8 protein-coding genes are annotated in these 10,303 nt (G+C 50.4%); 4 read left to right on the forward strand and 4 right to left on the reverse strand.

All coding sequences use genetic code 11. The features are described from left to right. Positions 1-134 precede the first annotated feature (134 nt). Positions 135-1,493: an MFS transporter gene (locus HMPREF2907_RS04270; RefSeq protein WP_239650750.1), complete on the reverse strand. Its 1,359-nt coding sequence runs from the start codon at positions 1,491-1,493 to the stop codon at positions 135-137. A 580-nt stretch (positions 1,494-2,073) separates the two neighbouring features. Here HMPREF2907_RS04270 and dnaG point away from each other — a divergent pair. Together dnaG and rpoD are read left to right on the forward strand one after the other, a co-directional pair. After that, positions 2,074-3,846, forward strand: coding sequence for a DNA primase (dnaG, locus tag HMPREF2907_RS04275; RefSeq protein ID WP_070680401.1), 1,773 nt, complete (start codon positions 2,074-2,076; stop codon positions 3,844-3,846). Positions 3,847-4,066: 220 nt separating this feature from the next. Continuing rightward, positions 4,067-6,016, forward strand: coding sequence for an RNA polymerase sigma factor RpoD (rpoD, locus tag HMPREF2907_RS04280; protein WP_070680402.1), 1,950 nt, complete (start codon positions 4,067-4,069; stop codon positions 6,014-6,016). Between the two features lie 90 nt (positions 6,017-6,106). On the opposite strand, the gene HMPREF2907_RS04285 is transcribed toward rpoD, so the two are convergent. Next, on the reverse strand, positions 6,107-6,658 hold the full coding sequence (locus HMPREF2907_RS04285; protein ID WP_070680404.1) for an NAD(P)H-dependent oxidoreductase: 552 nt from the start codon (positions 6,656-6,658) through the stop codon (positions 6,107-6,109). Between the two features lie 93 nt (positions 6,659-6,751). On the opposite strand from HMPREF2907_RS04285, the gene HMPREF2907_RS04290 reads away from it, so the two are divergent. After that, positions 6,752-7,126 (forward strand): winged helix-turn-helix transcriptional regulator, encoded by a 375-nt coding sequence (locus HMPREF2907_RS04290; protein WP_070680408.1) that lies wholly within the window; start codon positions 6,752-6,754, stop codon positions 7,124-7,126. 94 nt (positions 7,127-7,220) lie between these two features. Here HMPREF2907_RS04290 and HMPREF2907_RS04295 read toward each other — a convergent pair whose 3' ends face one another. Next, the gene (locus tag HMPREF2907_RS04295; protein ID WP_070680410.1) at positions 7,221-7,970 is read right to left on the reverse strand and encodes a lysophospholipid acyltransferase family protein; all 750 of its coding nucleotides are present in this window, start codon (positions 7,968-7,970) and stop codon (positions 7,221-7,223) included. A gap of 114 nt (positions 7,971-8,084) precedes the next feature. Further along, positions 8,085-8,834 carry a GNAT family N-acetyltransferase gene (locus tag HMPREF2907_RS04300; protein ID WP_070680413.1) on the reverse strand — a complete coding sequence of 250 codons (750 nt, stop codon included), beginning with the start codon at positions 8,832-8,834 and terminating at the stop codon, positions 8,085-8,087. A 231-nt stretch (positions 8,835-9,065) separates the two neighbouring features. Between HMPREF2907_RS04300 and HMPREF2907_RS04305 the strand changes: the two genes are divergently transcribed. Continuing rightward, on the forward strand, positions 9,066-10,205 hold the full coding sequence (locus HMPREF2907_RS04305) for an NADH-dependent flavin oxidoreductase (protein ID WP_070680416.1): 1,140 nt from the start codon (positions 9,066-9,068) through the stop codon (positions 10,203-10,205). Positions 10,206-10,303 lie beyond the last annotated feature (98 nt).

A 10,303-nucleotide genomic window follows, 5' to 3' on the forward strand; every position in this document is an offset into this window, starting at 1 on the left:
AGGCAACACCGTACTGGTTTAAAGTTAATTTACTATATGTGCCAAGTATAGCTTTAATCTGCATTAGTCCTTAAAAACACCCCAAAACAGTAAAACTCATCCTGTTTCGGGGTGTTTTGAGCGTCATGAAAGGATTACTGCGAAGCTGTTCCAGCTGCTTTTTGAGCCTCCAGTCTCAAAACGCCGCGATGTACCATGGCACAACAGAAAATACAGCCGACAACGGCGAAGAGCAGTAGGTAGAAACCGGCATCCCAGCCGAATCTGTCGGCTAAAATACCAAACAGAGCAGTACCGCCCGCGCTGCCTAATACATAGCTCAGCAAACCGCGCAGACCTGTTGCCGAACCTGCAGCAAATGAAGGCACTAATTCGATGGTTTGCAAAGAAGACAAGAACATAGGCACATAGATCAAACAGCCCACCAAGCCTGCGCCGATAGTTACCGTAGACAAGCTGGTACCGTTTCGGTACAAGAAGATAGATGCGCCCACGCCTACTAAGGTGATGATGGATAAAGGCATACGTTTACCTTTAAAGTATGTATCAGTTATCCAACCTGCCAGCAACGTGGAAGGGATAGCTGCCCATTCGAAAATGGCAAAGGCAAGATGCATATCCTTTTTGGAGAAGCCTTTAGTTTCCAAGAGATACAGTGGAAGCCAAGTCAAAACGCCAAAACGTATCATATAGGTGAATACGTCAATAAACGATACAAACCATACATTGATGTCTTTAAGGATGTATTGTTTGAAAATCTGCCATGTGGTCAGATCAACGTTTTCTTCTTTGGTTGCGATTAGTTCTTCATGAGAGTTGCCCAAGATTTCGTTCATCGGTGGCAATCCCTCGTTGTAAGTCCGTCCGACTCCTGCAAAATAAACAATTGCTGCTACAACGGCCGCAATAGCTGCGGGTACAACGAAATGTGCCGACTGCCAATGAGTCTCACCCAACCAGGCAACAGCACCGCCGGCAATAGGGGCTACCAGACCGCCACCAACATTATGCGAAATATTGAATACTGCCGTTGTGATACCGCGCGTTTTGCGTGGGAACCAACTTGCTAAGACAACATAAGCCGGACCTGCTCCCATACCTTGGAAGATACCGTTGAGCATACACAGCAAAAAGAAAATCCAAAATGCCGTGGTGAAGCCCATCATCAAATTGACTAATGCGGACATGACCAAGCCGAAAATCATAAAATGTTTCGGGTTGGATTTATCTGCTAACGCCGACATCAAGCCCTTACTGACGCCGTAAATAATCAACATTGTGCCGGATACGAAACCAATATCTTGTTTGGTAAAGCCGAAATCTCGAATTAAATCAGGAGATGATAAAAGGAAGTTGTTGCGCAAGATGTAATACGCAGCGTAGCCGATAAAAATTCCAAATAAGGCTTGCCAGCGCAAACGGTTGTAGCGATCATGCACTTCGGCTTCGGGTACCGGTTTCCCTTGTTTGGAAGCGAGGAAGGAAATCATCATGGACTCCATGTTGTTGAAGAAAGTTATATATGTAATTTGTTAACTTAGGTTTACGCTTTATACACGCGTTCCGATACGGACTTATTTATTTAAAATTAAAATAAACTCGATACGGTCAATAATCCAATATGATAGTAGATTTTCTATACTTTTAGCAATTGCGTCTTTAGGTAAAAATGTTTAGATATTTATGATTCTCAATGCGATTGAAAGTATGATTTGATTGGGTGTGGGATTATTAACTTATGTTGGAATGGGAGGTGTGGTAAAGGTCGTCTGAAAGTGTCAGATGACCTTTAATTATTGGTTTGGGCTCAATTTACTACTTGTGATGTTTCAATTATCTAATTTTGTTTGATATTTTTTGAGTTCTAACGAGGAGGTAGTAATAATCTTATCACTATGCTTATTACATTTAAGAATTGGTAATTTGTTTTTATATCGATTATTTTTTATCCCGAATCCAAGTTATAATACGAACCTTGTTTTCAAACCGATTCGAGATTCTGTTTTCAGACGACCTTTAAGATAAAAAGGTCGTCTGAAAACGTTTGTCCCGTCCATACGCATCCGCCGAACTATGATTCCATCCGATTTCATTGACGAGCTTCTGGCCAAAGTCGATATTGTCGATATTATCGACGAGCAGGTTCCGCTGAAGAAGGGCGGGGCGAACTATATGGCTTGTTGTCCGTTCCATAAGGAAAAGACGCCGTCGTTTTCAGTCAGTCCGACGAAGCAGTTTTATCATTGTTTCAGTTGCGGAGCGCATGGTTCGGCGATTGGTTTTGTGATGGAACATCAGGGGCTGTCGTTTCCGGAGGCAGTGCAGTTTCTTGCCGACCGTGTGGGCATGGCTGTGCCTAAAGTGTGCGGGCAGAACGATAATCCCGAAGTCCGTGCCGAACGTAAGAAAAAACAGCAGACGTTGGAGGAAACGACGGCTGCGGCGGCTGATTTTTATGCGCAACAGTTGAAATTCAATCCGGCGGCGAAAGCTTATTTGGACAAGCGCGGCTTGAGCGCGGAAGTCATCGCGCATTATGGTTTGGGCTACGCCCCCGACGGCTGGCAGCCTTTGGCGCAAGTGTTCCAACCGTACCCGAATACCGCTTTGGTGGATACGGGGATGGTGATTGACAATGAGGGTCGGCATTACGACCGCTTCCGTCATCGGATTATGTTTCCTATCCGCAATCCGCGCGGGCAGGTAATCGGTTTCGGCGGCAGGGTGTTGGATGACTCGAAGCCGAAATATTTGAATTCGCCCGATACTCCTCTGTTTGATAAGGGGAAAAACCTTTACGGATTGTATGAAGGTCGTGCTGCGGTCAAAGACGCAGGTCGGATTTTGGTGGTCGAAGGCTATATGGACGTGGTCGCGCTGGCGCAGTTCGGCGTGGGCTACGGCGTGGCGGCTTTGGGCACGGCGACGACGGCGGAACACGTCAAAATCCTGATGCGGCAGGCGGACAGTATTTATTTCTGTTTCGACGGCGACAGCGCGGGGCGGAAGGCGGCTTGGCGCGCGTTGGAAAACGCGTTGCCGCAGTTGAAAGACGATAAATCGCTGCATTTTTTATTCCTGCCGGAAGAACACGACCCCGACAGCTACATCCGCGCCTACGGAAAAGCGCAATTTGAAGACGCGCTGTTGAATCAAAGCAAGCCCTTGTCGGAATATTTCTGGGAACATCTTTCAGACGACCTCAATCTCAATACGCAGGAAGGTAAGGCGGAATTGGTGAAAACCAGTTCGCCGCTTTTGGCGCAGATTACCGCGCCGGCATTGGCTTATCTGTTGAAACAACGGCTTAGCGAGCTGGTCGGCATCGATCCCGACAATCTCGCCCAACTGCTGGGGCAGGAAGCGCCGAAGCGGCACGTCAAACAAAAAAGCTACAAACTGCCTCCGATTTCCGTCAAACAACCTGTCATGCTGACGCTGGTGCAACGGCAAATCCGCAGCCTCTTGATAAATCCGGATTGGGCTGCATATATAGACCTGCCCGATTATGTGGCATTGGACGGCGATTTCGCCTGCCTTGCCAATCTCGCCGAAACCATTAAAAGCCATGCCGCCGTACCTGCTACCGCGCAGGTTTTAGAGTATATGCGCGGTTCTCCTTACGAAGAAACCGTGAACCAAATCTTCCAATCGACACTCTATTCTGAAGAAATGGAAGGCGGAGGCGAAGAAGACCGCGAAAACTTCCAAATCGGCATGAAGAAACTCCTTAACGAGTTAAAATACAAACAAATCGAAACTCTCAAGCAGAAAAGCCTGCAATCGGGTTTGAATGAAAATGAAAAAAAACTCTTGCTGTCGCTTTTGACCGCAAAGCAAAATTGAACGAACGGCAATCCCTGCCGAATCCAGCAACCTTCAGGCCGTCAGAAAAGCATTGTCCCAAGCTGCGAACATGATCCCGCAGAACACCCGTTCCAAAGAGCTTTCAGACGACCTCAGCGTTACAACCCGGCAGATTGAATTTAAATCGGTTGTAACTCTGTTCCGCCTTCAGGTGCATCATGCAAACCGTCGGCACACCATCAGATCAAGAAAGTAATCCATGTCTAAAGACCAAAATCACGAAGACTATCAAGAACAGGACGACAACCGTCCGCTGACCCTCGAAGAGCAGCGCGCCCGCCTGCGCCAGCTCATCATCATGGGTAAGGAACGCGGCTACATCACTTATTCAGAAATCAACGACGCCTTGCCCGACGATATGTCCGATGCGGAACAAATCGACAACATCGTCAGCATGATTTCTGGCTTGGGCATCCAAGTGACCGAGCAGGCGCCTGACGCGGAAGACATTTTGTTGAGCGACAACGCCGCCGCCGTCACCGACGACGATGCCGTTGCCGAAGCAGAAGCCGCCTTGTCCAGCGCGGATTCCGAGTTCGGCAGAACCACCGACCCCGTGCGTATGTATATGCGCGAAATGGGGCAGGTTGACCTGCTGACCCGCGAAGACGAAATCATCATCGCCAAAAAAATCGAAAACGCCCTGAAAAACATGGTGCAGGCGATTTCCGCCTGTCCGGGTTCTATCGCTGAAATCCTCGAGCTGATCGAGCAAATCCGCAAGGATGAAATCCGCGTGGACGAAGTGGTCGAAGCCATCATCGATCCGAATGAAGTGTTGCTCAACGAATTGGGCTTGGGACACTTGGAAAGCGCGTCAAACGACGATGATTCCGGCAGCAGTGAAGAAGATGAAGCGGATGATAGTGAAGATGACGACGATTCCGGCAGCGATTCCGAAGCCGTGACTGCCGCCCATCTTGCCGAATTGAAACAAAAAGTGCTGGATCACTTCGCCTTCATCGATTGCGAATACGGCAAAATGATTAAAAAATTAGCAAAACACGGCAGCCGCCACCCCGATTATCTGGCGCACCGAGAAGCTATCGCCAACAAACTATTAGAAGTCCGCTTCGCTACCCGACAAATTGAGAGTCTCAGCGGCAGCCTGCGCAACCGTGTCGAAAACATCCGCAAGCTCGAACGCGAAATCCGTGATATCTGCCTTGACCGCGTCCATATGGAACGCGACTACTTCATACAAAACTTTCTGCCTGAGATCACCAACCTGAAATGGGTGGAAGATGAAGTCGCCAAAGGCAGGGTCTGGAGCGACGCGCTTGACCGCTTCCGCCACGCTATCCTCGAAAAACAAACCGAGTTGGCGGACATGGAAAAAGAAACCGGCATTTCAATTGAGGAGCTGAAAGACATCAGCAAAAACATGGTGTTGAGCGAAAAAGCAACTGCAGCCGCCAAGCAGGAAATGATTCAGGCAAACTTGCGCCTGGTGATTTCGATCGCTAAGAAATACACCAACCGCGGTTTGCAGTTTCTTGATTTGATTCAAGAAGGCAACATCGGCCTGATGAAGGCGGTAGATAAATTCGAATACCGCCGCGGATACAAATTCTCCACATACGCTACATGGTGGATACGTCAAGCGATTACCCGCTCGATTGCCGACCAGGCGCGCACCATCCGTATCCCCGTGCACATGATTGAAACCATCAACAAAATGAACCGTCTCTCCCGCCAATATCTTCAAGAAACCGGCGAAGAGCCCGATTCCGCGAAACTTGCCGAGTTGATGGAAATGCCGGAAGACAAAATCCGCAAAATCATGAAAATCGCCAAAGAGCCGATTTCGATGGAAACCCCGATCGGCGACGATGACGATTCGCATTTGGGCGACTTCATCGAGGATGCCAACAACGTTGCCCCTGCGGACGCCGCGATGTACACCAGCCTGCACGAAGTGACCAAAGAAATCCTCGAAAGCCTGACACCGCGCGAAGCCAAAGTCCTGCGTATGCGCTTCGGTATCGACATGAATACCGACCACACGCTCGAAGAAGTCGGCAAACAGTTTGACGTAACCCGCGAACGTATCCGTCAAATCGAAGCCAAAGCCCTGCGCAAACTGCGCCATCCGACCCGCAGCGACCGCCTCAGAAGCTTTCTCGACAGCGAAGACAGCAAATTGTAAACAACAAACCGCAGGTTTATCCCTGCGGTTTTTTATGGATAAGAGGTCGTCTGAAACAGAAGTTGTACGTTTTCAGACGACCTGTATCCTCTAACTTTTTTTGTCCAATTTCCGCAATAATGTTACCAATCCTTCCGCGCAATCCTCTGCTTTGCTTTGGATTTCTTCGCGGCTGTATAAGGCGGGCGATGTGCCGTGGAAATAGAACGGGTCGATGTAGCGCATCTGCGTAAAATAGGCGGTCTGTTCCAGGTTTTTGCAGAATTCGTACACGCGGAAATGCGCGTCGCCATCGGCGTGGTAGTCCTGTTCGGGGGAGCCGACCGTTATGCTGGCGACGAAGTTTTTGCCTTTCAGTTTGTCCCCGCCCGTGCCGTAGGCAAAGCCGTAAGTAAACACGGAGTCGAAATATTGCTTTAGAATTGCGGGCATGTTGTACCAGTACAGCGGATATTGGAATAAGACGGTTTGATGGCGCAACAGAGCCTGTTGTTCGGCGGCGGCATCGATGCGGTAGTCGGGATACAGTGCGGCGATGTCGCGGATTTCAACGTCTAAACCGCTGCGGGTCAGATGTCCGATGACGGCTTTATTGGCGACGGATTGGGCGAAATCAGGATGTGCGAGGATGACGAGTGCCATGTTTCATTCCTTTTCAGGATGTTGGAGATGATAGGATTTTAGGCGGCTTCAAAACCTGCAATCAATAACTATCCGTTTGAATAGGTGTATCGGATGAAGACAGAGTGTCAAAGCGAGTGTTTCAGTTTCGGCGGCAAAATCTATCCTTGTCCGCTCAGTGTGGCGATGGATTTGGTCGGGGGGAAATGGAAGGCGGTCATCCTTTATCATTTGCAGGGCGGTGTAAAACGCTTAGGCGAATTGCACGGCAGCCTGCACGGGGTAACTGAAGCCGTATTAAGCCGTCAGCTCAAGCAGTTGGAACAAGGCGGGCTGGTCTCGCGCGAAGTATTCGGCAACAGGCCGCCGTTGAGGGCGGAATATGCGCTGACCGATTTCGGCAGGAGTTTCCTGCCTGTTTTGGAGAGGTTGACCGAATGGGGAAACCGTACGGTCTTGGAGTATGGGGAAGTGGTAGTCCGTGAATAAGGCGGGAAAAGCGTTTTGCCTGCCTTTATTGCAAAAGGTCGTCTGAAAACCGGTTTTCCTGTTTTTCAGACGACCTTTCATTTGTTTTGACTCTTTAGCCCAATTCTTTCAATTTCCGGCTCAAGATGCCGTGTACTTCTTGTACCGTTTCGTAGCGGTCTTCTTTGGCAGGAACCGGCTCCAGAAAATGCAGCTCCACCTTGCTGGAAGGCTGGCTGATGATCATACAGATGGATTGCCACAGGCTGGTATCGCCCACATAAGCCGCCTGAAGGTTCGGACTGGTACCGTCGGGATTGGGGTAGCGGCAGAGCATGGGGATAATGGGAACACCTGCGTCGTAGGCGGTTTGGAAAAAGCTGGGCTTGAACGGGAGGATATCATAACCTTCCGTACTCGTCCCTTCCGGGAAAATGGTTACGGTATCGCCGTTTTTAAGGGCTTCGGTTACCGTGGCGATTTTAGCGGTATTGCCTTTGGTGCCTTTATTGCGTGAAACGTAAACGGTCTGCGCCTGCGTGGCGAGATAGCCGACCACCGGCCATTTGGCAACATCGTCTTTTGCCACGAAACGTCCCGGAAATGCGCCGTTGACCGCCATGATGTCTAGCCAAGAGATATGGTTGCTGATTAACAACTGTGCCTGCCCTTCCTGAGGCAGCGTGCCGAAGGTTTCCAGCTTCATGCCGCATGAAGCGAGGACGCGCAGCGACCAGATTTGGATGGCACGCAGTTTGCGCCGTTTGCTGTAAAAGGGAAACAGGAAGAACATTTCCGCCATACCGTAAAGCAGGCAGATGCCGATGCAGAGCAGGCGGAAGGTAAAACGTAGTTTGGCAATCATAAGGTTGTGGTGTGTGCAATCTTGGTATAGGGTGAAACCGCTAAAAATCAATTATTTGCTGATTTCACAATAGTTGAGGTCGTCTGAAAAGGTTTTCAGACGACCTTTTGGTCTTTATGGTTTAGGGGCGAAACGTTGGAGGTAACGGTCTGCCAGGCGGGTGATGTCCAGCATGATGAGCACGTCGGCGCAGTTGAACGCTTCATCGACGCAAGGCTCGCCGCAGAACCATGCGCCCGCATTGAGGTAGCCTTTAATCAGCGGCGGGACATCAGGTTTGTCCGACGGGGTAATTTCGTCCCACTTGAGCGGATTGAGCGGCTTGACGCACCATTTTTCAGGCGCGAGGTATTTGGATTTCAGGGCATGATACAGACCCGCCGCATCGCTGCCGCCGTCGTGCATATCAATGCTGCCGCAGCCTATCATGAAGCGCAGGTTTTCGTCTTTCATGAATTTGACCAAACCCGACCACAAAAGCATGACCAAACCGCCGTTGCGGTAGTCGGGATGGGTGCAGGCGCGTCCGAGTTCGACGGTTTGCGGCAAGATGTCTTTCAAAGGGGACAGGTCAAATTCGTGTTCGCTATACCAGCCGCCGACTTTTTTGGCGGTTTCTTCGGTAATCAGGCGGTAGCAGCCGATGACTTCTCCGGTGGCGTCGTCGAATGCGAGGAGGTGGTGGCAATGTTCGTCGTAAGGATCGACATCGCGACCGTCGTCGCTTTCGATTTCCGCCCCCAGTTCTTGGGCGAATACCTGATAACGCAAGCGTTGTGCTGCTTCAATTTCCGCCTGCGTTTCCGCAAGGCGCACGCTCAGACCGATTTTGGGGCCGGTTTGGTTGAAACGGCTGGAGGACATTTGACTTCCTGTCGGATGAAAAGAGTTGATTATAGCGGATATGGCAGAGGATTTATATTTCTACCCCTTTGGATGCCTTCATTTGCCGGTTGGCTGCTCTTAAAAGTGTTGGCAAAAGATCGTCTGAAAACATTCCGTTTCGTCGGAGCCGTGTTTTTCAGACGACCTCGTTCTTGATAATTCCATATTTGTCCCAATTATGTCGAAGTTATTAATTTTCGACAGAACAAAATGAATCCCAAATACGCCCCGCTTTTCCAACCTTTCACACTAAACAACGGCGTAACCGTCAAAAACCGACTCGCCGTTGCGCCCATGACCCATTTCGGTTCGCACGCCGACGGTTTAATCAGCGACCAAGAGCGCATATTTCTCGGCAATCGTGCAGGTGATATAGGTCTCTTTATCTCCGCCGCCACTTTGGTTCAAGACGGCGGCAAGGCCTTTCGAGGACAGCCTGAAGCTACGGGCGAACACTGCCTCGACAGCCTGAAAGAAACCGCCCAAATCATTCAAAAACAAGGCGCGAAAGCGATTTTGCAAATCCATCACGGCGGCTCTAAAGCGATGGCGGAACTCAACCGCCGCGACAAAATCAGCGCATCTGCCAGCGAGGAAGAAGGTGCGCGTGAAGCGAGTGCCGCAGAAGTCGAAGAACTCATCGCCTCCTTCGCACAAGCTGCCGATTTGGCGATTCGCGCAGGCTTTGACGGCGTGGAAATCCACGGCGCGAACGGCTATTTAATCCAACAGTTTTACTCCGCCCAAAGCAACCGCCGCAGCGATCAATGGGGCGGCAGCTTGGAAAACAGAATGCGCTTTCCGCTCGCCGTCGTCGATGCCGTTGCCGCCGTCCGTGAAAAACACCAACGCAACGACTTCATCATCGGCTACCGTTTCTCGCCCGAAGAGGCAGGCGAAGACGGGCTGACCATGACCGAAACAGGCGCACTGATTGACGCGCTGGTGCAAAAGCCGCTGCAATACCTGCACGTTTCCTTGTGGGAATTTGATAAGAAAATCCGACGCGGCGGCGATACGGCGCAAACCCGTATGCAGTTCATCCACGACCGCATCAACGGCAAACTGCCCCTTATCGGCGTGGGCAACCTGTTTACCGCCGACGATATTCTGGCGGCGTTTGAAACCGGCTGGGCGGAATTTATCGCATTGGGCAAAACCGTCATGATCAATCCGCACATCGCCACACAGATCAGTGAAGGCCGCGAAGCCGAAATCGAAACGCAACTCGACCCGAAGCGCGCCGACCATTACGGCTTACCCGACATCCTGTGGGAATTTTCCGCCAGCGGTACGCAATCTTGGCTGCCGCCGGTAAAAGGTGCGGACTGGAAGCCGGTGGATGCTTGATTAAACAATTCAGCCGCCTACCCGCTTTTCGAGTAGGGTAGGGGATGAAATTACCGTTACAGCTAAAGAGGTCGTCTGAAAAACGTTTTCAGACGACC

The sequence above is a fragment of the Neisseria sp. HMSC055H02 genome (assembly GCF_001813335.1).
GTDB classification, from domain to species: Bacteria; Pseudomonadota; Gammaproteobacteria; order Burkholderiales; family Neisseriaceae; genus Neisseria; species Neisseria sicca_C.

What these genes read in the sequence shown, in the direction of transcription:
- HMPREF2907_RS04270 (WP_239650750.1), bottom strand. Translation starts at nt 1,493, where the DNA reads ATGATGATTTCCTTCCTCGCTTCCAAACAAGGGAAACCGGTACCCGAA.
- dnaG (WP_070680401.1), top strand. Translation starts at nt 2,074, where the DNA reads ATGATTCCATCCGATTTCATTGACGAGCTTCTGGCCAAAGTCGATATT.
- HMPREF2907_RS04300 (WP_070680413.1), bottom strand. Translation starts at nt 8,834, where the DNA reads ATGTCCTCCAGCCGTTTCAACCAAACCGGCCCCAAAATCGGTCTGAGC.
- rpoD (WP_070680402.1), top strand. Translation starts at nt 4,067, where the DNA reads ATGTCTAAAGACCAAAATCACGAAGACTATCAAGAACAGGACGACAAC.
- HMPREF2907_RS04295 (WP_070680410.1), bottom strand. Translation starts at nt 7,970, where the DNA reads ATGATTGCCAAACTACGTTTTACCTTCCGCCTGCTCTGCATCGGCATC.
- HMPREF2907_RS04290 (WP_070680408.1), top strand. Translation starts at nt 6,752, where the DNA reads ATGAAGACAGAGTGTCAAAGCGAGTGTTTCAGTTTCGGCGGCAAAATC.
- HMPREF2907_RS04285 (WP_070680404.1), bottom strand. Translation starts at nt 6,658, where the DNA reads ATGGCACTCGTCATCCTCGCACATCCTGATTTCGCCCAATCCGTCGCC.
- HMPREF2907_RS04305 (WP_070680416.1), top strand. Translation starts at nt 9,066, where the DNA reads ATGAATCCCAAATACGCCCCGCTTTTCCAACCTTTCACACTAAACAAC.